General features: G+C 62.0%; 18 protein-coding genes, 1 tRNA gene and 2 rRNA genes (1 of these 21 running past the window's edge). 8 read left to right on the top strand and 13 right to left on the bottom strand.

Features of this window, described 5'->3' with window-relative positions; all coding sequences use genetic code 11:
- Positions 1-78 precede the first annotated feature (78 nt).
- Genes QTA58_RS10065 through QTA58_RS10035 form a run of 7 tightly spaced genes read left to right on the top strand, consistent with a single transcriptional unit; the run spans position 79 to position 8,169 of the window.
- Entirely contained in the window at positions 79-1,680 is a 1,602-nt protein-coding gene (locus QTA58_RS10065) for an ABC transporter substrate-binding protein (protein ID WP_289672658.1), read from the top strand.
- On the top strand, positions 1,680-2,849 hold the full coding sequence (argE, locus tag QTA58_RS10060; RefSeq protein WP_289672657.1) for an acetylornithine deacetylase: 1,170 nt from the start codon (positions 1,680-1,682) through the stop codon (positions 2,847-2,849). The genes QTA58_RS10065 and argE overlap by 1 nt, the downstream gene beginning before the upstream one ends.
- A 13-nt stretch (positions 2,850-2,862) precedes the next feature.
- Positions 2,863-3,831 (top strand): ABC transporter permease, encoded by a 969-nt coding sequence (locus QTA58_RS10055; protein ID WP_289673100.1) that lies wholly within the window; start codon positions 2,863-2,865, stop codon positions 3,829-3,831.
- Positions 3,828-4,772, top strand: a complete 945-nt coding sequence (locus tag QTA58_RS10050) for an ABC transporter permease (protein ID WP_085419878.1) — start codon at positions 3,828-3,830, stop codon at positions 4,770-4,772. Before QTA58_RS10055 ends, QTA58_RS10050 begins: the two co-directional genes overlap by 4 nt.
- Positions 4,769-5,749: an ABC transporter ATP-binding protein gene (locus QTA58_RS10045; RefSeq protein WP_289672656.1), complete on the top strand. Its 981-nt coding sequence runs from the start codon at positions 4,769-4,771 to the stop codon at positions 5,747-5,749. The genes QTA58_RS10050 and QTA58_RS10045 overlap by 4 nt, the downstream gene beginning before the upstream one ends.
- Positions 5,746-6,753, top strand: coding sequence for an ABC transporter ATP-binding protein (locus tag QTA58_RS10040; protein ID WP_289672655.1), 1,008 nt, complete (start codon positions 5,746-5,748; stop codon positions 6,751-6,753). The genes QTA58_RS10045 and QTA58_RS10040 overlap by 4 nt, the downstream gene beginning before the upstream one ends.
- An 18-nt stretch (positions 6,754-6,771) precedes the next feature.
- Positions 6,772-8,169 (top strand): M20 family metallopeptidase, encoded by a 1,398-nt coding sequence (locus QTA58_RS10035; RefSeq protein ID WP_289672654.1) that lies wholly within the window; start codon positions 6,772-6,774, stop codon positions 8,167-8,169.
- Positions 8,170-8,190: 21 nt separating this feature from the next.
- Here the strand turns inward: QTA58_RS10035 and QTA58_RS10030 are convergent, their stop codons facing one another.
- The 10 genes from QTA58_RS10030 to QTA58_RS09985 form a co-directional block, all read right to left on the bottom strand.
- Positions 8,191-9,417 (bottom strand): amidohydrolase family protein, encoded by a 1,227-nt coding sequence (locus tag QTA58_RS10030; RefSeq protein ID WP_289672653.1) that lies wholly within the window; start codon positions 9,415-9,417, stop codon positions 8,191-8,193.
- Between the two features lie 12 nt (positions 9,418-9,429).
- On the bottom strand, positions 9,430-9,918 hold the full coding sequence (locus QTA58_RS10025; protein ID WP_341850278.1) for a GAF domain-containing protein: 489 nt from the start codon (positions 9,916-9,918) through the stop codon (positions 9,430-9,432).
- 10 nt (positions 9,919-9,928) lie between these two features.
- Positions 9,929-10,906 (bottom strand): oligopeptide/dipeptide ABC transporter ATP-binding protein, encoded by a 978-nt coding sequence (locus QTA58_RS10020; RefSeq protein WP_289672652.1) that lies wholly within the window; start codon positions 10,904-10,906, stop codon positions 9,929-9,931.
- Positions 10,899-11,900 carry an ABC transporter ATP-binding protein gene (locus tag QTA58_RS10015; protein WP_289672651.1) on the bottom strand — a complete coding sequence of 334 codons (1,002 nt, stop codon included), beginning with the start codon at positions 11,898-11,900 and terminating at the stop codon, positions 10,899-10,901. Before QTA58_RS10015 ends, QTA58_RS10020 begins: the two co-directional genes overlap by 8 nt.
- A 29-nt stretch (positions 11,901-11,929) precedes the next feature.
- Positions 11,930-12,874, bottom strand: a complete 945-nt coding sequence (locus tag QTA58_RS10010) for a succinylglutamate desuccinylase/aspartoacylase family protein (RefSeq protein WP_289672650.1) — start codon at positions 12,872-12,874, stop codon at positions 11,930-11,932.
- A gap of 45 nt (positions 12,875-12,919) precedes the next feature.
- Entirely contained in the window at positions 12,920-13,765 is an 846-nt protein-coding gene (locus QTA58_RS10005; protein WP_085419886.1) for an ABC transporter permease, read from the bottom strand.
- Between the two features lie 4 nt (positions 13,766-13,769).
- The gene (locus tag QTA58_RS10000) at positions 13,770-14,750 is read right to left on the bottom strand and encodes an ABC transporter permease (RefSeq protein WP_289672649.1); all 981 of its coding nucleotides are present in this window, start codon (positions 14,748-14,750) and stop codon (positions 13,770-13,772) included.
- Positions 14,751-14,793: 43 nt separating this feature from the next.
- Entirely contained in the window at positions 14,794-15,969 is a 1,176-nt protein-coding gene (locus QTA58_RS09995) for a Xaa-Pro peptidase family protein (RefSeq protein ID WP_289672648.1), read from the bottom strand.
- Between the two features lie 64 nt (positions 15,970-16,033).
- Positions 16,034-17,569, bottom strand: coding sequence for an ABC transporter substrate-binding protein (locus QTA58_RS09990; protein ID WP_289672647.1), 1,536 nt, complete (start codon positions 17,567-17,569; stop codon positions 16,034-16,036).
- 44 nt (positions 17,570-17,613) lie between these two features.
- The gene (locus QTA58_RS09985; RefSeq protein ID WP_289672646.1) at positions 17,614-18,654 is read right to left on the bottom strand and encodes a GntR family transcriptional regulator; all 1,041 of its coding nucleotides are present in this window, start codon (positions 18,652-18,654) and stop codon (positions 17,614-17,616) included.
- A 181-nt stretch (positions 18,655-18,835) separates the two neighbouring features.
- Here QTA58_RS09985 and QTA58_RS09980 point away from each other — a divergent pair, with 181 nt between their 5' ends.
- Entirely contained in the window at positions 18,836-19,810 is a 975-nt protein-coding gene (locus QTA58_RS09980) for an aldo/keto reductase (protein WP_289672645.1), read from the top strand.
- 291 nt (positions 19,811-20,101) lie between these two features.
- Here the strand turns inward: QTA58_RS09980 and QTA58_RS09975 are convergent.
- From QTA58_RS09975 to QTA58_RS09965, 3 genes are all read right to left on the bottom strand, one after another.
- A tRNA-Met gene (locus QTA58_RS09975) sits at positions 20,102-20,178 on the bottom strand.
- A 299-nt stretch (positions 20,179-20,477) separates the two neighbouring features.
- A 5S ribosomal RNA gene (gene rrf / locus QTA58_RS09970) occupies positions 20,478-20,592 on the bottom strand.
- A gap of 190 nt (positions 20,593-20,782) precedes the next feature.
- Positions 20,783-22,576, bottom strand: a 23S ribosomal RNA gene (locus QTA58_RS09965); it runs 1,086 nt beyond the window's last position.

Raw genomic sequence — 22,576 nt, 5'->3', positions numbered from 1 at the left:
CCGGTATTTTAAATTTAAAATATCTGGCACCGTTTGCCCCGCATTCGCATTTTCTCGTGGCGCGCTTAGGAGAGCATGATGTCTTTCTCGTTTTCCGCATTCAAACGTAAGATGCTGCTGGGCACGATCGCCGCAGCCATGGCGACGCCGCTGGCCGCCAATGTTCAAGCGGCAGATTTTAAATTCGCAGGCCCGCTCGATGCCTATACGCTCGATCCTCATGCGGTCTCGAACACGCTGATTTTCGCCGTGCTCGCTAATGTCTATGAACCGCTGGTTCGCCGCGGCGCCGACCAGAAGCTGGAACCGGCGCTTGCGACCGATTGGAAGCAGGTCGACGGCACCACCTGGGAATTCAACCTCCGCCAGGACGTCAAGTTCTCGAACGGCAATCCTTTTACAGCCGATGACGTGGTCTTCTCCCTGACGCGCGGCCAGGCCGGCGGCATCAAGGCCAACCTCAATTCGATAGCCTCGATCGAGAAGGTCGACGACTACAAGGTCCGCATCAAGACCCGCGCCGTCAATCCCATCCTGCCGAACCAGATCACCAACTGGTTCATCATGGACAAGGAATGGGCCGAGGCGAACGGCGCTGTCCAGCCGGGTTCGGCCAACAACGCCACCGAGACCTTCGCCAACCGCAACGCCATGGGCACCGGACCCTTCGTCATCAAGGAACGCGATCCAGGTGTGAAGACCGTTTTCGCCACCAATCCGGGCTGGTGGGACAAGAAGACCGGCAATATCGACAACGCCACCTTCTTCGTGATCCCGAACCCTTCCACGCGCGTCTCGGCGCTGATCTCCGGTGAAGTGGACATGATCGACGGCGTTCCGCCGCAGGATGCGGAGCGCATCGAGAAGACCGAAGGACTACGCGTGCAGGCGGGCCCGGATCTTCGCACCATCTATGTCCAGCCGGATGTCGCCCGCGACAGCCTGATCTTCGGCAGCGAAAAGACCAAGAACCCGTTCAAGGACCTGAAAGTCCGCCAGGCGATGGAACTGGCGATCGACACGGGCGCGATCCAGAAGCGCATCATGCGCAACTATTCGGTTCCGGTCGGCCTGCCGATCGGCAAGGAGATCAACGGCTTCGACCCGGAGCTCGGCGCACCGGTCAAGCCTGACCTCGACAAGGCCAAGGCCCTGATGAAGGAAGCCGGTTATGAGAACGGCTTCTCCGTCACGCTCGACTGCACCAACGACCGTTTCATGAACGACGAGCCGACCTGCCTTGCGGTCGCAGCCTCGCTCGCCCGCATCAACATCAAGGTCGAGCCGCGCGCCCAGGCGACCAGCCGCTGGGCCACCCAGGTCAACCCGCCGGAATACAATACCAGCCTCGCCATGCTGGGTTATTCGCCCGCGACCTATGACGCCCACATCTTCCTGACCTCGATCGCCGCGACCCGCGACCCGAAAAGCGGCCTCGGCGCCTTCAACATCGGCGGTTATTCCAATCCCGAAGTCGACAAGCTGATCGACGCGATCGGCAAGGAGACCGATCAGGCGAAGCGCACGGATCTCATCAAGCAGGCCTTCAAGCTCATCAAGGCGGACGTCGGCTTCATTCCGCTTCACCAGCTCAACATTCTCTGGGGCGTGAAGGACAATGTCACCGTCGTGCAGCCCGCCGACCTTGCTTACCCGCTGCGCTACTTCACGGTGAAGTAATGACCATTGCCGCCGGTATCATGAAGCAGGACATTACGAAGCAGCTCGCGGGACTTGTCTCCTTCCCGACGGTCAGCGCCGTTTCGAACCTCGACCTGATCAAGTATGTCGAAGACCAGACCGCTCCCTTCGGGGGGCGCGTCCGGCGTTTTCCCAATGCCGAAGGCGACAAGGCGAATGTGCTTGTCAGCATCGGGCCGGAAACGCCCGGCGGCATCATCTTCAGCGGTCATACGGATGTGGTGCCCACCGAAGGCCAGGCCTGGACCGGCGATCCCTGGACGCTCAGGGAAGCGAACGGCCGGCTGATCGGCCGGGGCGCGACCGACATGAAGGGATTTCTCGCCTGCTGTCTCGCCGCCGCACCAGTCATTGCGAAAAAGAACCTCAAGAAACCGATCCATCTCGCCTTCTCCTATGACGAGGAGGTGGGCTGCACCGGCGTCGGCAGCATGGCGGAATGGGTGGGACAAAGCGACCTGAAACCGCGTCTCGCCGTCATCGGCGAAGCGACCGGCATGGATCTGATCGCCGCCCACAAGGGCGGGCTTATCGGCTGGTGCCGCATCAAGGGCAAACCGGGCCACTCTTCCCAGCCGGACCGTTACGTCAATGCGGTCATGGCTGCCGGCGACATGATCGCCGAGATAAACCGCATCCGCGAGGACATGCGCAACGGTCCGCAGTTCGAGGGGCTCGACCCGCCCTACTCGACCATTCAGGTCAACGTCATCAAAGGCGGCCTTCACGGCAACATCGTTTCCGAAAGCTGCGAGTTCTTCTGGGAGATGCGCATCATTCCGGGTCAGAGCGACATGGCGGTGCTGGAGCACATGAGACGCTTCGCATCCGAACAGCTCGAACCGGCGATGAAGGCGGTCGATCCGGAATGCGGCATCGCCTTCGATGTGCAGGCGCGCATTCCCGGCCTGAAGCCGAACGACGATCCGGCACTCGACAAGGAGCTCCTGGCGCTTCTCGGACGGGCGGAACCTCGCTATGTTCCCTACGGCACGGAAGCGGGTATCTTCCAGATCGCCGGCGTCCCATCGGTCGTCATCGGTCCGGGCGATATCGCCGACGCGCACCAGCCGGACGAGTCGGTTGCGATTTCCGAGCTCGAACGCTGCGTCGCCTTTCTTGACCAGCTCGGGGATACCTGCTGCTGAGGATTTCGTAGTGCTGAATTATGCCGCGTCACGGATCGTACAGACGATCATCGTCCTGCTCGTGATCAGCTTCATCGCCTTCCTGCTGGTCGCCAATATCGGCGACCCCCTGGCGGCGCTTCTCTCCGCGGACGCGACCGTCAACGAGCGCATGGAACTGATCGCCAGGCTTGGCCTCGACCAGCCGCTCGGGACGCGCTTCCTGCATTTTCTCGGCAATCTCCTGCAGGGCGATTTCGGCATGTCCTACCGCACGCAGGATCCGGTCGCCAATCTGATCGCCGAACGCCTGCCGGCGACGATCGAACTCGCGTTCGTCAGCCTGCTGATCACCATTCTGGTCGGAGTGCCGGCGGGCATTTACTGCGGCGTCCACCCGAATTCGCTGTTCGGCCGCTTCATCATGCTGATTTCGACGGCCGGCATCACCCTGCCGAATTTCGTCGTCGGCCTGCTGCTGATCGCCGTCTTTTCCGTGCAGCTCGGCCTCTTGCCTTCCTTCGGGCGCGGCACGGTCGTCGATCTCGGCTTCTGGACCACGGGCTTGCTCTCCGTTTCCGGCTGGCGGGCGATCATCCTGCCGGCCGCGACGCTCTCCACCTTCCAGGTCGCCTTCATCATCCGCATGCTGCGCACGCAGCTCATGGAGGTCGGCCAGAGCGAGCATATCCGCTTCGCTCGCGCCCGCGGCCTGTCGGAAGCGCGCATCTGGTATGTCTACGCCATCAAGAACACGCTCTTGCCGGTCATCACCATGCTCGGCCTGCAGCTCGGCAATATCATCGCCTTCTCCGTGGTGACGGAAAACGTCTTCGCCTGGCCGGGCCTCGGTTCGCTCTTCCTGCAATCGATCCAGGCCGCCGACATTCCGGTCATCGCCATCTACCTGATCTTCGTCGGCCTGGTCTTCATGATCATCAATCTCATCGTCGAGCTGCTTTATCCTCTGATCGACGCCCGCGTGTTGAGGAGGCAATCATGACGCCTGTCGTCAACACGCCGTCCGTTCCGGCAGCACGCCGCAGCCGTCTGTCGAAACTCCTGCGCGCCATGCGCAGGGCGCCAGGCCCGACCTTCTGCGCTTTCATCATCTTCGCGCTGCTCATCTACGCATTCGTGACGCCGCTGGTCTCGCTGAACCCGTTCGAATTCTCCGGCATGTCGGTGATGGACAGCTTCATTCCACCCATGTGGATGGCCGACGGTATGCCGGACTTCCCTTTGGGCACCGACGATCAGGGCCGCAATCTTCTGACGGCGATGGCCTATGGCATGCGCACCTCGATCATCGTCGGCTTCCTGTCGGTCATCATCGGCCTCGTGCTCGGCGGCAGCCTGGGCCTCATCGCCGGCTTCGTCGGCGGCAAGGTGGACGCCTTCATCATGCGCGTCGCCGATGTCCAGCTCGCCTACCCGGCCCTTCTGCTCGCCATGATCATCGATGGCGCAGCTCGTGCGGCACTGGGTGCCGAGCGCAGCGTCACGACCGCCATCACCATCGTGGTCCTGTCGATCGGCATCGCCTTCTGGGTGCAATATGCGCGTACCATCCGCTCCTCGGTGATGATCGAACGCGACCAGGATTATGTCTCGGCGGCCCGCATCACCGGCCGCAGCAATCTTTCCATCATCGTGCTGCATATCCTGCCGAACGTCATGGCGCCGGTGCTGGTCATCGCCACCATCAACCTCGGCATCGCCATCATCACCGAAGCGACGCTGAGCTTCCTCGGCATCGGCATTCCGGTCACCTCCCCGTCGCTCGGCACGCTGATCCGTAACGGCAACAACTTCCTGCAATCCGGCGAATGGTGGATATCCGTCTGGCCCTGCCTCGTGCTCGTCGCCTTCGTCGTCTCGGTCAACATCCTCGGCGACCACCTGCGCGATGTCTACAATCCGCGACTGAGAGGCCGCTCATGACGACACCGCTTCTCGACGTCCGCGACCTGACCGTCACCATCAATCGCGACGGCCACCTGATCACCGCTCTCGACAAGGTCTCGTTCTCGGTCAATCCGGGCGAGGTGCTCGGCATCGTCGGCGAATCCGGCGCGGGCAAGTCGATCACCGGCGCTGCGATCATCGACCTCCTCGTCCCGCCCCTGAAACGCACAGGCGGCACGATCACGCTCGCCGGTGAACGCCTCGACCGGCTTTCGCCGAAGGCGATGCGCAGCGTCCGCGGCGGCAGGATCGGTTTCATCTTTCAGGACCCGATGACCAGCCTCAACCCGGTCATATCCATCGGCCGTCAGCTCTGCGACACGATTGAGGCGCATCTGAAGATCGGCGGCGAAAAGGCGAAAAGGAAAGCGCTCGAATGGATCGAGCGCGTCGGCCTGCCGAACCCTGAGGTCCAGTTCAGGCGTTATCCGCATCAGCTTTCCGGCGGCATGCGGCAGCGCATCGTCATCGCGCTTGCGCTTTGCGCCAATCCGGCGCTGGTCATCGCCGACGAACCGACCACGGCGCTCGATGTCTCGGTCCAGGCGCATATCCTGCAGCTCATGCGCGACCTCCATCGCGAGAGCAGGGCAAGCATGATGCTGATCACCCATGATCTCGGTGTCATCGCCAAGATGGCCGATCGCGTGGCGGTGCTTTATGCCGGCCGCGTCGCCGAAATCAGCCCTGTCGGCGAACTCTTCAACGCGCCGAAACATCCTTATACCCGTGGCCTGATCCGGGCCACTCCTATGCCTTCGGCCGACGGCGAAGTGCGGCTCGACCAGATTCCGGGCGCCATGCCGGGGCTTGGAGCCGTTGCGCCGGGCTGCGCGTTCAATCCGCGCTGTTTCAAGGCGGAGGGCGACTGCCGCGCGGCGATCCCGCCGCTGACCACGGAGGAAAGCGTTGCGTTTTCCTGTTTCCACCCGTTGGAAAGGGAAACTGCATGAGCGCACAGGATTTCCTCACCCTCAACCATGTAAGCAAGGTCTATCGCCGCAATCAGAGCCTTCTGGAGCGGTTGAAAAAGACCGATACCGGCGGCACCAAAGCGGTCAGCGACGTCAGCCTCACCGTCCGGCATGGCGAAACCGTGGGCCTCGTCGGAGAAAGCGGCTGCGGCAAATCCACGCTGGCCCGCCTCGTCTCCGGCCTCATGGAGCCGACGTCCGGCGAGATCGCCTTCCGCAAGGATGGAGCCGGAAGGACGCCGCGCCTGCAGATGATCTTTCAGGATCCCTATTCCTCGCTGAACGGCCGCTGGACGATCGAGGATATCATTGCCGAACCGATCCGTGTCCATAAGCTGCGCCGGGGCCGCGCGGCGATCCGCACCCGCGTCGACGAACTGCTGACCCAGGTCGGCCTGTCCCCGGCGGATGCGGAGAAGTATCCGCAGGAATTTTCGGGCGGCCAGCGCCAGCGAATCTGCATCGCCCGCGCGCTCGCGGGCGAACCGGAATTCCTGATCCTCGACGAGCCGACCTCGGCGCTCGACGTGTCCGTCCAGGCCCAGATCCTCAACCTTTTGCGCGACCTGCAGAAGAACCTGGCGCTGACCAGCCTGTTCATCACCCACAATCTCTCGGTCGTGCGGATCATGGCCGATCGGATCGGCGTCATGTATCTCGGCGAGCTGGTCGAGGAGGCCCCTTCGGAAGAGCTCTTCCTCAGGCCCCGCCATCCCTATACGCGCCTCCTGATCGATGCGGCCCCGGATATGGATACTTCCGACCGCTCGTTGCACCCGATCGCCGGAGAGCTGCCGAACCCGGCCTTTCCGCCCTCCGGCTGCCGCTTCCACACCCGCTGTCCCTTCGCCAAGGACATCTGCCGCAGCACGGCACCGCCGCAGAAAACGGCCGGAACCGGCGGCATGTTCCGCTGCCATTTCGATCTCGAACTGTCGAACGCACAGGTTATCCCACCGGCCTCCAAGGCCAGGACCGCCTGAAATTCCGAGGATGCCCCGATGACGACTGCCCCCACCCGCCAGGCGACGATCGACAAGGCTGTGGGTTATCTCGATGACGGCTCGTTCGAGACGGCGCTCCGCAAGCGGGTAGCCATTCCATCCGCCAGCCGCGTCGCCGCGCACAAGCCGGATCTTTGGCGCTACGTGACCGAGGATATGCAGCCCTTCTTCGAACGGCTCGGCTTCACCACGAAGATCTACGAGAACGAGTTGGCCCCTGGCCCCTTCCTGCTCGCAGAACGGATCGAGGACCCGAGCTTTACGACCGTCCTGCAATACGGCCATGGCGATGTCGTTGCAGGACTTGAGGGCCAATGGGAAGAAGGTCTCTCTCCTTTCGAGATGACCGAGAAGAACGGCTCCTGGTACGGCCGCGGAACCGCTGACAACAAGGGCCAGCATGCGGTGAACCTCGCCGCGATCGAGGCGCTGCTGGCGGTCAAGGGCTCCCTCGGCTTCAATCTCAAATACCTGATCGAGATGGGCGAAGAATCCGGCTCGCTTGGGCTGGAAGAAATGTGCGCCGCCCACAAGGATGAGCTGAAGGCGGACGTCTTCATCGCTTCGGATGGCCCGCGGCTCGCCCTCGACCGGCCGACCATTTTCCTCGGCGCTCGCGGCGGCATGTCCTTCCATCTGGAGATCAATGCGCGGGAAAGTTTCCAGCATTCAGGTAATTGGGGTGGCATCCTCTCCAATCCCGGCATCGAGCTCTGCCACGCCATCACCGCACTGGTCGAGCGGTCGGGCAAGATCAGGGTACGAGAGATGACGCCCGGCTCCATCCCGGAAAACGTTCGTGCCGCGCTGAAGGATTGCAGGATCACTCCCGCTGCCGATGATCCGCCGATCGAGCCCTGGTGGGGCGAGCCGGGGCTGACGCCGGAGGAGAAGGTCTTCGCCTGGAGTTCTTTCGAGGTGATGGAGATGGAATGCGGCAACCTCGCCCAGCCACTCTACGCCATCCCGCCGAAGGCCCGCGCCCGCGTGCAGCTCCGCTTTCCGGTCGGCGTCGATCCGGATGCAGTCGTCCCGGCCGTCCGCAAGGCCCTGAAGGATGCCGGTTACGACCGGGTCGTGGTGAAGGACCCGACGGATGCGATCTTCCTCGCGAGCCGCCTCGATCCGGATCATCCCTGGGTCAAACGTGTCGTCGCCTCGATCGAAAAGACGCTGGGTGCTCCGCCTGCAATCTTGCCTAACTTGGGCGGCTCGCTGCCCAACAATATCTTCTCCGACCTGCTCGGCCTGCCGACCATCTGGATTCCGCATTCCTATCCCGGCTGCCTGCAGCACGCTGCGAACGAGCACCTGCCGATTTCGATCGTCCGCGAGGGACTGGCGATGATGGCGGGACTCTACTGGGATATCGGCGAGACTGGCGAAGGGGTCTGAAGCCGGAACCAGCCTTTTCCATCACCCGCGTTTTATAAATACGCCGTCCTTCATGATCATCGGCAGGTGCGCGCCCTGCCTGGTCAGGAGCGAGATGTCCTTGAGCGGATCGCCGTCGACGACGATGAGGTCCGCGAAGGCGCCGGGCGCGACGCAGCCGATCTGCCCTTCCATCCGCAACAGCTTCGCCGCGACGTGGGTCGCGGCGGCGATCACTTCATGGGTGGGAAGAACACGGGAGCGGATGACGAATTCTTCCGACTGGTGACGATGCATTTCCCCAAGCAGGTCCGTCCCGAAAGCCATGGAGAGCCCCGCTTCGCGCATGATCGCAAGCGATTCCATGCCGGCAAGCCGCACCGAATCCACCTTGGCGATCGAGGCGGGCGGCAGGCCGAGCGCCGGACCCTCGACGCCGAGTTTCTCGTAGGTCACCAGCGTCGGCACGGCGATGCAGCCGCTCTCGACGGCGAGCTTCGCCGTCTCTGGTGCGATCAGGTTGCAATGTTCCAGTGAGTGGATGCCGCATTCGATCGCCCGGCGGATCGCCTTGTCCGTATAAAGATGCGCAGCAACATAGGTGCCGGCATTCTCCGCCTCCTCGACGGCTGCCATCAACTCCTCGCGCGAAAAGCCGAGGAAGTGAATGGGATCGGTCGGCGAGGCGATGCCGCCATTCGCCATGACCTTGATGAAATGGGCGCCGGACTTGAGTTCCTCGCGAGCCGCTTTGCGAACCTCCGGCACGCCGTCGCAGATCCGGCCGAGATTGCCGAGCGTGTGGCCGGTCTTCGGTGCCGGCGTGTCGTCATAGGGGCCGCGATAGTCGGTATGGCCGCCGGATTGGGACAGCGCCTTGCCGCAGATATTGAGCCGCGGCGTCGGCCATGGCGCTTCGGCTGCGGCCGCAGCGAGACCGGAAGTCGCGCCGCCGAGATCGCGAACGGTGGTGAAGCCGCGCATCAGCATCTCGCCCATGATCTTGAAGGCGCGCACGGTGACGACCGGATCGGGCAGCTTCGCGTTCTGGCCGAGATTGGCCATGCCGGCGATGACATGCACATGCGCATCGATGAGGCCCGGCATCAGCGTGCGGCCGGCTAGATCGATCCGCTCGGCGCTCTCGCTTCTGACTGATGGCCCCACCTCGCGAATGATATTGCCTTCGATGAGCACGCTTGCGGGCTCGCCGGCCTCGGGGCTTGTTCCGTCGACGATGCGGGCGTTTTCGAAAAGATAGGCGGTCACGGTTGTTCCTCGTCAGGCGGTGGGAGGGATGTTGCCGCGGCGGGCTTCGAGGAAGGCCGGGATCAGGAGCGGCGCGAACCGCCGCGCGATCCCGACATGCTCCTCGGTGTAGAAGAACTCCTCGTCCAGCAGATTGATCGTGCCGATCGTCTCGCCGTCATAGACGACTGGAATGTTGATCGCCGATCCGAGCCCGAGACTTTCGATGAGTTCGTGGTCGAAGAAGGCCCATTTGATGGCCTCACGATCGCGGCCGAGAAACGGCTGCTGCCGGCGCAGCACCAGGTCGCCCCAGGGCGTCATCCCCATCGGCTTGCGGCCGAAAACCGGGTAGACGTCCGGCATGTTGGAATAGACGCGCGCCACTTCGTCGCCGTCCTTGTAGAGCAAGGTCAGCAGTTTGTGCCCCACACGGCGGGCAAGGGCGGCATCCAATGCGTCGTAGAAGAAATTCGGCTGGCCGGGCTCGGCAAGAAGTTCGACAAGATCTTCGATCATCATGAAACCCTCTCTAGCGATGATGGCAGGCAGCCGACTGGCCATCAGCTTTCTGTTCAAGTACCGGCTCGACCTGCCGGCAGATATCCGTCGCCAGCGGACAGCGGGTGTGGAAGGCGCAGCCGGTCGGCTTTCGCGTGGCGCTCGGAATATCGTCGCTGACAGCGCTGAACCGGTGCCGGTTATGTGGATCGTGAGACGGTGCCGAACGCAGCAGCAGTTCGGAATAGGGATGCAGGGGCTTCGAGAAGATCGCCCTTTTCGATCCGGTCTCGACGATCTTGCCGAGATACATGACCGCCACGCGATGCGAGACGTGCTCGACCACGCCGAGATCATGCGAGATGAAGAGATATGAGAGGCCGAGTTCCTTCTGCAGATCGGCGAGCAGGTTGAGGATCTGCGCCTGCACCGAAACGTCGAGCGCCGACACCGGCTCGTCGCAGACGATGATATCCGGTTTTAGCGCCAGCGCACGGGCAATGCCGATGCGCTGTCTCTGGCCTCCGGAGAACTGGTGCGGAAAATTGTCGGCCTGATCGGCGCGAAGGCCGACCAGCGAGATGAGCTTGGCCACTTCGGCGCGCCGTTCCTCAGCCGTGCCGATCCCATGGATGTCGAGCGGCGCACGGATGATGTCGCGCACCCGCTGGCGGGGATTGAGCGAGGAGAACGGGTCCTGGAAGATGATCTGCATGCGGCGGCGATGCGACTTCGGCACCGACCGCATCTGTGTCACGTCCTCGGCGCCCTTCATCGCGATACGGCCGTCGGTGGCCTTCACCAGCCCCATGAGGGCGAGCCCGGTCGTCGACTTGCCACAGCCGCTTTCGCCGACGAGGCCCAGCGTCTCGCCGGCATTGATCGAAAAGGAGACGCCGTCGACGGCTTTCACCTCGCCGACACGCTGTTGGAGGATGCCGGCGCGGATGGCGAAATGCACCTTCAGGTTCTCGACCGCAAGCAGGGGAGAGGAGGCGCCGTCAGACATTGTCATGCTCCCAGCAGGCGGCAAAATGGCCGGGTTTCTTTTCGATGAAGGGCGGGCGCTCTTCGAGACACCGGACCGAGGCGCCCGGACAGCGCGGCGCGAAGGCGCAGCCCTTGGGCAGATCCCAGAGCGGTGGCACGGTGCCCGGAATATCGGTCAGCCGTTCGGAGGCTGCGTTGGGATCGCCTCTATGCGGAACGGCGCCCATGAGGCCGATCGTGTAGGGGTGGATCGGGTTGTCGAAGAGCTCGTAGACGCTGCATTCCTCGACACGTCGGCCGGCATACATGACGATGACGCGGTCGGCGATCTCCGCCACCACGCCAAGATCATGGGTGATCAGGATTTGCGCCGTGCCGAGTCGTTTCTGAAGGTCGGAAATGAGACCGAGGATCTGTGCCTGAACCGTCACGTCGAGCGCCGTCGTCGGCTCGTCCGCCACGATGATCTTCGGTTCGCAGGCAAGCGCCAGGGCGATCATCGCACGCTGCCGCATGCCGCCGGAAAGCTCGTGCGGATATTGCCGGGCGCGTCGTTCCGGATCCGGCATCTGCACCAGTTCGAGGCACTTGACCGCGCGCGCAAAGGCCTCGCGTTTGCCTGCCTTGCGATGCTGGCGGACGGACTCGGCGATCTGCTCGCCGATCGTCAGAACGGGATTGAGCGCGGTCAGCGGCTCCTGGAAGATCATGGCGATCTTGTCGCCTCGAAAATCCTCGACGTGCCGCTGGTCCATGGCGAGAAAATTCTCGCCATGGATTCTGACGGAGCCGGATGCGATGCGGGCGCTGTCGGGAAGGAGACGCAGGAGCGACAGAGCGGTCATCGATTTGCCGCAGCCGCTCTCCCCGACGATGCAGACCGTCTCGCCGGATCGCACCGAAAGGCTCATCTCCGAGACGACGGGGAAAGAGCCCGCTTCGCCCAGGATCTCGACATTCAGGTCGCTGACGGCCAGCACCGGTTCGGCTGTCTCTGTTGCCCGATTTTCCATCCGTTCACCCCAAAAGCGGCGGCCGATACTCAGTCGGTCGCGCCCTCCATGTTGCCGACCATGTAGCCGTAGTCCCCGGACTCCACGAGGTTGCGGGAAAGGTGCTGCATGATCATGATGCCGTTTTCGAAGGGCGTCGGGATCTCTTCCAGGACCTCGAAAGTATAGGGGCTGACGACGCGTCCGAGCAGCTGACCCTTCCTGATCAGCTCGCCGTTTGCGGGCGCCAGCGGTTCAAGCCATCCCGCCTGCGTCGGACGAATGCCGGCGATCTCGTTCACCACGACCTGCTTCGGATTGGGCTTCACGTCGCCCGAGATCACACCGAGATGGCGCAGCATGTTGAGAAGACCGGCCACTGTGCGGTCGACATAGGGCCCCTGATCGACGATACCGCCGCCGAGCTCCACGACCACGACCGGAATGCCGCGTTTGTCGATCGTCACCGACTTGGTCGTGCCGGAATAGACGGTCCCGTCCTTGCCCTGGACCGGACGGTACAGAACCTTGGAACCGAAAGCGCGCGACAGCGGCTCGTCGTTCCAGATGTAGACGTAATCGACAGTCGGACGGTCGGTGCCGGAATGCAGGTCGAGATGTATGTCGATCTTGTCGAGGAATTCGGCGGCGATCGCATGGGCAAGCTGCTGGGTGTAGTTGCCCTTCGGATTGCCAGGGAATTCGCGGTTGAGATTCAATTCGTCGATCGGCGTGAAGCGATGGTTGACGGCAAAGGCGCGCGGATTGGCGACCGGCAACAGAAGGATGCGGCCCTTGAGCGGCTGGTCCTTGAGGATGCGGTAGAGATCGACGATCGCCTGCGAGCCGGCATTCTCGTTGCCGTGGATCGAGCCGGAGATACCGATGGTCGGGCCGTCTTCCTCGCCCACCAGCTCATGCAGGAAGAGCACGGCATCGCTGCCGTCCGCATGGGTGGTGAATTTGGGGCGGAGCTTGTTGATCGACTTGACCATGGACATTTCCTTTCACTGTCATTGTCGGTGTGATCCGAAGGATTGCTATTTCTTCCGGCCGGCCGCGCGGGAGAGGTGGCGCGGATCGAGCGCGTCGCGCAGGCCGTCGCCCAGCAGGTTGAAGCCGAGCACGGTGATCATGATCGTCGCGCCGGAAATGATCGCCAGCCACGGTTCGTCGCGCATGAAGCGGGTGCCGTAGGCGAGCGTCCAGCCCCAGGTCGGCGCCGGCGGCGGCAGGCCGAAGCCGAGAAAGCTCAAGGCCGATTCCGAGATGATCGCCGTGCCGAAGCCGAGCGAGGCGAGCACGATGATCGGGCCCATGGCGTTCGGCAGGATTTCCTTGACGAGGATGCGGAGCGGATGCGCACCGAGCGCCTTGGCCGCCTGCACATAGTTCTGCTCGCGCAGCATCAGCGTCGTGGCCCGCACCACACGGGCATATTCCGTCCAGGCGACGACGATGATGGCGATCGCGACATTGACGATGCCGGGGCCGAGTACCGCGACGATGGCAAGTGCCAAAACGATCGCCGGAAAGCCGAGGAAGATGTCGGTGATGCGCATCAGGACCAGGTCGGTCCAGCCGCCGAAATACCCCGCCGCCAGTCCGACCGCCGTCCCGATGATGGCCGAGGCAAAGACCGAGATGCAGGCGATCAGGAGGGAGACGCGCGCACCGTAGATCAGCCGAGACCAGAGGTCCCGGCCGAAATTGTCCGTGCCGAGCCAATGCGCCAGCGTCGGACCGGAGAAGCGGTTGCGCATGTCCATCTGCTCGATGCCGTGGGTCGAGAGATAAGGTGCGAAGACGGCGCAGACGACGATCGCCAGCACGATGATCGCGCCGAGGATCAGGGAGATGTTGCGGAAACGCTTGGGTAATCTCATGAACCTAGCCCAAACGGATGCGCGGATCGACGGCCGCATAGAGAAGATCGACGACGAGGTTCACCAGCGCGAAGATGATCGCGAAGGTGAGCACGATGCCCTGGATGAGCGGCAGGTCGCGCTGCGAAATCGCGGTGATGGTGAGCTGGCCGAGACCCGGCCAGGCGAAGATCGTTTCCGTCAGTACCGCGCCGCCGAGCAGCGCGCCGAAGCGCAGGCCGATGACGCTCAGCACCGGCAGGAGCGCATTGCGAAGCGCGTGGCGGATGACGACCCGTCCACGGCGCAGACCCTTTGCATAGGCGGTGCGGACGAAATCCTCGCGCAACACTTCCAGCATCGAGGTGCGCACCAGGCGCGAGATGATCGCTGCCGAATTGGCGGCCAGCGCCAGCGCCGGCAGGATGATGTGGGAAAGCGAGTCGAGGAATACGCCCGGCTGACCTGTGATCGCTGCGATCAGGGCTTCGGGAAGCGGAACTCCCCTCCCGATCGATGGCAGCCAGCCGAGCGTAACGGCAAAAAGGAGCATGAGAAGCAAACCGAGCCAATAAACCGGCATCGACACCCCGAGCTGGGCGAAGATCATCGAGGCCGTGTCGATCAACGAGCCCTGTTTCGTTGCGGCGAGCACGCCGAGCGAGATGCCGATCAGACAGGCGAGGATGAGGGCGACGACCGCAAGCTCGATCGTCGCACCGAGCCGGCCGGCGATGATCTCCGAGACGGCCTGGTTCTGGAAGATGGAGCGGCCCATGTCTCCCTGGAGAAGCGCGGCGAAATAGGAACCGAGCCGGATATACCAGGGATCGTTGAGGCCGAGCGTGGTGCGCAGATTGTTGATCGCTTCCGCTGAGGCTTCCTGCCCGAGGAGTACGGAGGCCGGATCGCCGGGGATGAGCAGGAGCAGGCAGAACGTAACGATTACCATGCCGGCAGCCATCGGGATCAGCAGCAGCAGACGGCGGATCACATAGCTCAGCATCGGCGGCCTCCGCCTTCCATGTCGATCGATGGCGGAAAGCGCGTCATTGGATGACCACCTCGTCGATACGGCGGGGATAGACGGTCATGCTGTCCGGCCCGTCGGCGGTGATCAGCACGGTGTCGGCGATGCGGTAGCCGGCAAAGCCGGGCACGAAAATCGCCGGTTCGCTGGAGGTGATCATACCGGGTTCGAGGACCGTCTGATCGCCGCCCTCGACCCACGGCGGCTCATGGAACATGATGCCCATGCCATGGCCGACACGGTGGAGCAGGTATTCGCCCATGCCGCTGTCGCGGATATAGGCCAGCGCCAGATTGTCAGCCGAAGCGCAGGTCTTGCCGGCGATGAGCGCCGCGGTCGCCATCCGCTGCGCCTCGAAGGCGACGGCATAGTGCTCCTGCTGGACCTTCGACGGCTCGCCGATGAAAAGGGTTCGCTCGCTTTCGGCTGCCCGCCCGCCGACGCGGCAGCCGAGCGACAGAATGATGCTCTCGCCGGCTTTCACCGGATTGCCGGTCGGCATGCCGTGCGGGAAAGCGGAACGGGCGCCGGAATAGACGAGTCCGCTTGCCAGCCCCTGAACCAGCAGGACGTCCTCATGCTCCTCGTGCATCGTCCGCATGGCATGCCGGGAGACGTGAGATTCGATCTCGACCTCGCTCGGCAGGGACCCGCCCCTGCGCATGGCCTCGCGGATCAGCTCGACCCCCACCTCGACCATCCGGTCCGAAAGGCGCGCGGCCTCCCGGTGGAGCGCAATCTCCTCCGGATGTTTCCTGAGCCGCATCTGCTGAACGATATTGCTCGGGATCACCCGCTCGGCATTCGCAAACGCCGCCTCGATCGGCTGGACACGAGCGAGCGATATGGTGTGGCTATAGGCGACTGTGCCCTTGAAGCCCGGAAAGGCGCGGCCGAGCACGTCGAACGGTTTATCGATGCCGGGAAACTCGAAATAGACGATCGGTTCCGCCGCGATCTTCTGATGCGCCGCATGCGTGCGCTCGAGCTCCGGGATCAGCAGGAAGGCATCCGTGGCAGTGATGGCGAAGACGACGGGCCGCTCGGTCGTATAGTGCGAGAACCCGGTCGTGTAGATGACGTCGTCGTTCGAATCGAGGAGCAGCAGATCGATGCCTGCCGCTTCCATCCGGGCGCGGATTTCGCGGTGTATTTTCGCATAGAAGTCCGCGCCGAGACGCTGTGAGAAAGCCATCGGATCACCCTGAGCTGCAATGTCTCTGACAGGCCGGGGCCGAACGCGCCGGCCCCGGCGAGTTTCAGTCCTTGAGGCCGATCAGGCCGCGCATATTGCCGCGCGGTGTCGCCTGCACTTCGAAGGGCAGCTTCTTGGAATAGAAGAGCTGATAGCCCTGATAGGAGACGATGTAATAGGGCAGTTCGTCCGCAAGGATCGCGGCGGCTTTCTGGTAGGCCGCAGCACGATCCGCCTGCGCGGTTGCCGAGCGGCCCTGCTTCAGAAGGTCGTCGACGGCGGGGTTGGAATAGCCGCCCCAATTGGTCGAGCCGCCGGTGGTGAGCTGCGCGAACAGCAGCCGGTCCGGATCGACGATGTTCAGCCAGCCGAGAAGTGCGATCTGGTGCTGGCTCTTCTGGACATAATTGGCGGAGAAGGACGGCCAGTCGCTGATCTGCGTCTTGGCATCGACCCCCGCCGCCTGAAAGATCGCCTGCAGGAATTCGACCGTCTGGACGCGGTTGGAATCCTCGCTATGGGTCGAAAGCGTCACCGTCAGCGGTTTGCCGCCCTTGTCGAGAAGGCCGTCGCCGTTCGTATCGGCCCAGCCTTCTTCCTTGAAAAGCGCCGCGGCGCCTTCGATGTCGAAGCCGGGCTGCTTGATATCGGCGGAATAGGCCCAGGACGACGGCAGGATGATCGAGGAAGCGACCTGATCGACACCCTGATAGATGTCGTCGACGATGGTCTTCTGGTCGATCAGCATGGAAAATGCCTTCCGCATCTTCGGGCTGGAAAGCAGCGGATCCTTGGTATTGAAGTTCACGTAGGTGACGCCGAGGCCGGCCTGGATGGCATGGCCGAAACGGTCGTCCGCTTCAAGGCGTTTCACGTCCTGAGGGGCGAGCGGCGACTGGATGACATCGAGGTCGCCGGCCTCGAAGGCCTGGGCCCGGGCGGAACCATCGCCGATGATCTTGAGGCTGACCTTGTCGGCTTTCGGCTTCTCACCCCAATAGTTCGGGTTGGCTTCGAGCTCGATCGCGCTGCCCCGCGTCCAGGAGGCGAGTTTCATCGGCCCGGCGCCGACCGGCTTCAACGCGATATCGTTTCCGCCTTCCACCAGCGCCTTCGGCACGATGCCGATGTCGAGATAGCTCAGGAGCGGCGCATAGGGCGCCGACAGCGTGAACTTCACCGTCTGCGGATCGACCGCCTCCACCGCGGAGATCGGCGTGTAAAGCGCCCGCATCGGCGCGTTGAAGTCCTTGTTGAGGATCGTGCTGAACGTGAAGACCACGTCGTCGGCCGTGAGCGGGCTGCCGTCCGAAAATTTCAGGTTCGGGCGAAGCTTGAAGATCCAGGTGGTCGGGTCGGGCGTCTCCCAGCTTTCGGCAAGGTCCGGTCTGGCTTCCAGGCTCGGCGTCACATGGACGAGGCCGGAATAGATGAGATCGGTGGCGCGATAGGCCGTCGTATCGCGGGCAAGCCGCGGGTCGAGCGTGCCGGCGTCCACGTCGGTGCCGATGGTCACGGTCGCCGCCTTGGCCGGAGACAGCGCGGTGAAGGAAAACCCTGCAAGCAATAGGGCCGTGGTGATCGATAATGCTTTGCTCATGTCTGTTCCCTTTATTGTTTATGATCCGTTCAAAGCGTCGAGGTTCAGCGGGTTTTGGCTCTCCGCGACGCCAGATCGGAAACCTTGGCCGGCGCATTGCCGCCGCCGGCGATCTTGTTGTGGCGCAGCTCGGCGAGCGCCGGCGCCAGAAGGTTTTCGAGGACGCCGGGATCCGGCGCATGCCGATATTCGAAGCAGCGCTTGTTCGGACCGGCGAGATCGGCGACATGATCCGCACCGGAAGCGTAGATCACCACGTCGCAGCGGGCGATGATGTCGGGAAGGTCCTCGTCATAGGACCATGCGACGGTAATGTCCGAGATGTGCGGCGCGAATTCGCGCACGCTCGGACGCATGATGGCGATGTAGTCCTTAAGCTGCGTGACGGCCGCAACCCGCATGCGGGGATCCAGGAGAGCGAGCGACTGGCGGGTGCGTTCGGAGGGAATGAAGCGCAACGCGAGGATGTTGGCGTCCGGCACGAGGCCGCGCAGCTCCGCCTCGCGATGCACGAAGGTGAGGACGAGATCGGCCTCGCTGCATTGCCGGCGGAAGTCTTCGCTCTCGCGAACCTGATCCACTGTCACGAGACCAATGACGTCATTCGCCGCGAATGTCGGCCGGATCTGTTCGATATAATCCCGCCCCGGCGCCTCGAAGATCGCGACGAAGACGACATTGAGATGGGCGCGAGGCTTTCTGAGCTTCGCCTGTGCCTGCACCATGGATGCAAGCGTAACCGGCGAGATGCCGAGCCCCTCCGCCTTCTCCAACAGATGGTCGATATCGGCGCCGAGCGCATTTGCCGGAGCGATGCGGCCGACCTGCCGGTTCGGCTCATAGACCGTGAATGCCCCAAGCCCCGGCCTGATTTCCACCAGTCCTTCGGCGCGCAGCTGCTTGTAAACCTCCGCCACCGTCATCGGCGCGATGTCGAGCTCCGCCGCAAGCTGGCGCACGGACTGCAGCTTCACCCCCTTCGGCATGTCGCCGAAGGAGAGCACGTAACTCAGGAGCCCATAGAGCTGCTTGCCGACCGGAACCGGCAGAGAGCGGTCAATGCTGGAAGCGTCGATGGTGAACATACGTGTATTACTCGATTGATACACCGACCGTATCACGCGATGAGAAGATGACAAGCCCCCTGATAAAAATTTGCATATTTTAGGAGCACGCCAATTGATTGCCCCGAAATCTTCCAATTATATGGCGCATCCAACACAAAGACCGCGCTAGCAGGTCATTCCCGAAGCATGAGGTGTATCGATGGATTATGTCAATCTGGGCCGCACGGGGCTCAAAGTGTCGCGCTTGGCTCTGGGTTGCATGACCTTCGGATCGAGTGGCTGGGCGCCTTGGGTGCTCGATCAGGAAGAGAGCGCCAAAATTCTCCGGCATGCGGTCGAACTCGGCATCAATTTCTTTGATACGGCGGACATGTATTCGCTGGGCAAGAGCGAGGAAATCGTCGGTAAAGTCCTGCTCGATCTCGTGCCGCGGCATAAGCTCGTCCTCGCAACGAAGCTCTACAATCCGATGAGCAGCGACGCGAATGACCGCGGGCTGTCGCGCAAGCATGTCTTCGAGGCCGTCGACGGCAGCCTGAGACGCCTCGGAACCGATTACATCGACCTCTACCAGCTTCACCGGTTCGACTACGACACGCCGCTCGAAGAGACGCTGGACGCGCTGAACGACGTCGTGCGCGCCGGCAAGGTGCGCTATCTCGGTGCTTCCTCCATGTTTGCCTGGCAGTTCATGAAGGCGATAGGCCTGCAGCGCCAGCATGGCTGGGCGCCGTTCGTATCGATGCAGCCGCATTACAATCTGATCTACCGCGAGGAAGAGCGGGAAATGCTGCCGCTTTGCCTCAGCGAGGGCGTCGGCGTCGTGCCGTGGAGCCCGCTTGCGCGCGGCAGGCTCGCCGGACGGGCGGACACCGACACGAAGCGGGGCCAGACCGACAACACGGCCCGCGCGCTTTATGATCGCTCCAGGGCCGCGGACGATGCGGTCATCGCAAGATTGCGGAATGTCGCGGAGCGGCACGGCAAACCGATGGCGCAGATCGCCTATGCGTGGGTCGCGAGCCGCCCGGCAATCACGGCGCCCATTGTCGGGATCTCCCGTATCGAACAATTCGAAGATGCCGTGGCCGCGCTTGAGATCAAGCTGACCGATCAGGATGTCGCCGAATTGGAGCAGGATTATCTCCCAAAGCCGATCGCCGGCCACGCATAAGCCGCATATTGGCCGTGCCGAGAACGTCCTGTTCGATACCGTCGCATCACGGCGATGGTATCGGATACGACACAATTTTCCTTGGGCTATTCCCTGGTAGGTTGGCTTGAACCAAGGCCGCGCTCGCACAGAAGCGGAATAGGGATTGATCCCGACGAATTCCAAGTTGCTGGAGGGCGGGCGCTCCCACTCTACAAGCCCCGCAAACAGCCCTCCCGTTTTGTGCTGGGGTAGAAACGACTTCGGCCTCCACTTGGGAGGCCGCGAAGTCATTGATGTCGTGCTAGACTTTGGTTGCGGGGGCAGGATTTGAACCTGCGGCCTTCAGGTTATGAGCCTGACGAGCTACCGGGCTGCTCCACCCCGCGTTATAAGGTTTTTGCCCTGGGCAAAATACCGGTGCGGTAAATCCGTGCGGGATTTATCGCGGCGATGTGAGTGCGACGCACTTACATCTACTGCCGGAGCAAGTTGCGGAGCAACTTGTCTCCTGTAAGGAGGGCACCGGCAAGATCCTGTGCGCTTCCTCGCATTTCAGTTTGTCTGCCATGTGCCCCAAAACGACAAAAGCCGCCTTTGGGGCGGCCCTTGGGATCGGCCAGGGGCCGTTGTTTTCGTGCGAGAAGATTATTTGATCCACATTTCCATGTGGCATTGCCTTTAACAGACCTGGCAGCGACCTACTCTCCCGCGTCTTGAGACGAAGTACCATTGGCGCAGGGGTGTTTCACGGCCGTGTTCGGAATGGGAACGGGTGCAGCCACCCCGCAATGACCACCAGGTCGATTAAGGGCAATGTTTGTTTGAGAAGCTGGAGACTGTCAGGCCTTAGTCAATAGGCATTAGGCAATAGTCTTTTTTGAACACGTCCTGGAGCGGACCGAGGCTACTGCCTACTGCCTAACTCCTACTGGCTGCTCATGAGCGGACGAACGCTTTGCGTTCGCCGCGAGATGAGCATGAACAATGAGAACGATCAAGCCGATCGAGCGATTAGTACCGGTAAGCTTCATGCATTGCTGCACGTCCACACCCGGCCTATCAACGTGGTCGTCTTCCACGGCTCTGATAGGGAATACTCGTTTTCAGGGGGGTTTCCCGCTTAGATGCCTTCAGCGGTTATCCCGTCCATATATAGCTACCCTGCTATGCCCTTGGCAGGACAACAGGTCCACCAGAGATATGTCCATCCCGGTCCTCTCGTACTAGGGACAGATCCTGTCAATATTCCTACACCCACGGCAGATAGGGACCGAACTGTCTCACGACGTTCTGAACCCAGCTCACGTACCGCTTTAATTGGCGAACAGCCAAACCCTTGGGACCTGCTCCAGCCCCAGGATGCGATGAGCCGACATCGAGGTGCCAAACAACCCCGTCGATATGGACTCTTGGGGGTCATCAGCCTGTTATCCCCGGCGTACCTTTTATCCGTTGAGCGATGGCCCTTCCACGCGGGACCACCGGATCACTATGACCGACTTTCGTCTCTGCTCGACTTGTCAGTCTCGCAGTCAGGCGGGCTTATGCCATTGCACTCGACGAGCGATTTCCGACCGCTCTGAGCCCACCATCGCGCGCCTCCGTTACTCTTTCGGAGGCGACCGCCCCAGTCAAACTACCCACCATACACTGTCCCGGACCCGGATGACGGGCCGCGGTTAGACATCCATGACGATAAGGGTGGTATTTCAAGGATGGCTCCACGAAGACTGGCGTCCCCGCTTCAAAGCCTACCACCTATCCTACACATGCCGACACGAATGCCAGTGTAAAGCTATAGTAAAGGTGCACGGGGTCTTTCCGTCTGACCGCAGGAACCCCGCATCTTCACGGGGAATTCAATTTCACTGAGTCTATGTTGGAGACAGCGGGGAAGTCGTTACGCCATTCGTGCAGGTCGGAACTTACCCGACAAGGAATTTCGCTACCTTAGGACCGTTATAGTTACGGCCGCCGTTTACTGGGGCTTCGATTCAGAGCTTGCACCCCTCCTCTTAACCTTCCAGCACCGGGCAGGCGTCAGACCCTATACGTCGTCTTTAGACTTCGCAGAGCCCTGTGTTTTTGATAAACAGTCGCTACCCCCTGGTCTGTGCCACCCCAAAATGGTTGCCCAAATTGGGGTCACGCTTCTTCCGAAGTTACGCGTGCAATTTGCCGAGTTCCTTCAACATAGTTCTCTCAAGCGCCTTGGTATACTCTACCTGACCACCTGTGTCGGTTTCGGGTACGGTCTATAAGGTGGAGCTATTTCCTGGAACCGCCCCACTGCCCACCCAATCCAATAAGGATGAACAATTTTTGCGATCCGTCACTACCACCAGGCCCACGAATATTAACGTGGTTCCCATCGACTACGCATGTCTGCCTCGTCTTAGGGGCCGGCTAACCCTGCTCAGATTAACTTTAAGCAGGAACCCTTGGTCTTTCGGCGAGAGGGTCTCTCACCCTCTTTATCGTTACTCATGTCAACATTCGCACTTCCGATACCTCCAGGAGCCCTCACGGGTCTCCCTTCACAGGCTTACGGAACGCTCCGCTACCACTCCTCGGTTAAGAGGAATCCTCAGCTTCGGTGCATGGCTTCAGCCCCGTTACATTTTCGGCGCAAAGACCCTTGATTAGACCAGTGAGCTGTTACGCTTTCTTTAAATGATGGCTGCTTCTAAGCCAACATCCTGGTTGTTTTGGGATCCTCACATCCTTTCCCACTTAGCCATGACTTGGGGACCTTAGCTGGAGGTCAGGGTTGTTGCCCTCTTC

Origin of the sequence: Neorhizobium sp. CSC1952 (assembly GCF_030378245.1) — a bacterium.
GTDB classification, from domain to species: Bacteria; Pseudomonadota; Alphaproteobacteria; order Rhizobiales; family Rhizobiaceae; genus Neorhizobium; species Neorhizobium oryzae_A.
The sequence above is the reverse complement of the archived record's forward strand: the minus strand, read 5'-3'. Positions and strand labels throughout refer to the sequence as shown.

Bases quoted from the DNA above. Each gene is read 5' to 3' on its own strand.
- QTA58_RS10065 (WP_289672658.1), top strand. From the start codon at position 79: ATGTCTTTCTCGTTTTCCGCATTCAAACGTAAGATGCTGCTGGGCACG.
- argE (WP_289672657.1), top strand. From the start codon at position 1,680: ATGACCATTGCCGCCGGTATCATGAAGCAGGACATTACGAAGCAGCTC.
- QTA58_RS10050 (WP_085419878.1), top strand. From the start codon at position 3,828: ATGACGCCTGTCGTCAACACGCCGTCCGTTCCGGCAGCACGCCGCAGC.
- QTA58_RS10045 (WP_289672656.1), top strand. From the start codon at position 4,769: ATGACGACACCGCTTCTCGACGTCCGCGACCTGACCGTCACCATCAAT.
- QTA58_RS10040 (WP_289672655.1), top strand. From the start codon at position 5,746: ATGAGCGCACAGGATTTCCTCACCCTCAACCATGTAAGCAAGGTCTAT.
- QTA58_RS10035 (WP_289672654.1), top strand. From the start codon at position 6,772: ATGACGACTGCCCCCACCCGCCAGGCGACGATCGACAAGGCTGTGGGT.
- QTA58_RS10025 (WP_341850278.1), bottom strand. From the start codon at position 9,918: ATGATGATCGAAGATCTTGTCGAACTTCTTGCCGAGCCCGGCCAGCCG.
- QTA58_RS10020 (WP_289672652.1), bottom strand. From the start codon at position 10,906: ATGTCTGACGGCGCCTCCTCTCCCCTGCTTGCGGTCGAGAACCTGAAG.
- QTA58_RS10015 (WP_289672651.1), bottom strand. From the start codon at position 11,900: ATGGAAAATCGGGCAACAGAGACAGCCGAACCGGTGCTGGCCGTCAGC.
- QTA58_RS10010 (WP_289672650.1), bottom strand. From the start codon at position 12,874: ATGGTCAAGTCGATCAACAAGCTCCGCCCCAAATTCACCACCCATGCG.
- QTA58_RS10005 (WP_085419886.1), bottom strand. From the start codon at position 13,765: ATGAGATTACCCAAGCGTTTCCGCAACATCTCCCTGATCCTCGGCGCG.
- QTA58_RS10000 (WP_289672649.1), bottom strand. From the start codon at position 14,750: ATGCTGAGCTATGTGATCCGCCGTCTGCTGCTGCTGATCCCGATGGCT.
- QTA58_RS09995 (WP_289672648.1), bottom strand. From the start codon at position 15,969: ATGGCTTTCTCACAGCGTCTCGGCGCGGACTTCTATGCGAAAATACAC.
- QTA58_RS09990 (WP_289672647.1), bottom strand. From the start codon at position 17,569: ATGAGCAAAGCATTATCGATCACCACGGCCCTATTGCTTGCAGGGTTT.
- QTA58_RS09985 (WP_289672646.1), bottom strand. From the start codon at position 18,654: ATGTTCACCATCGACGCTTCCAGCATTGACCGCTCTCTGCCGGTTCCG.
- QTA58_RS09980 (WP_289672645.1), top strand. From the start codon at position 18,836: ATGGATTATGTCAATCTGGGCCGCACGGGGCTCAAAGTGTCGCGCTTG.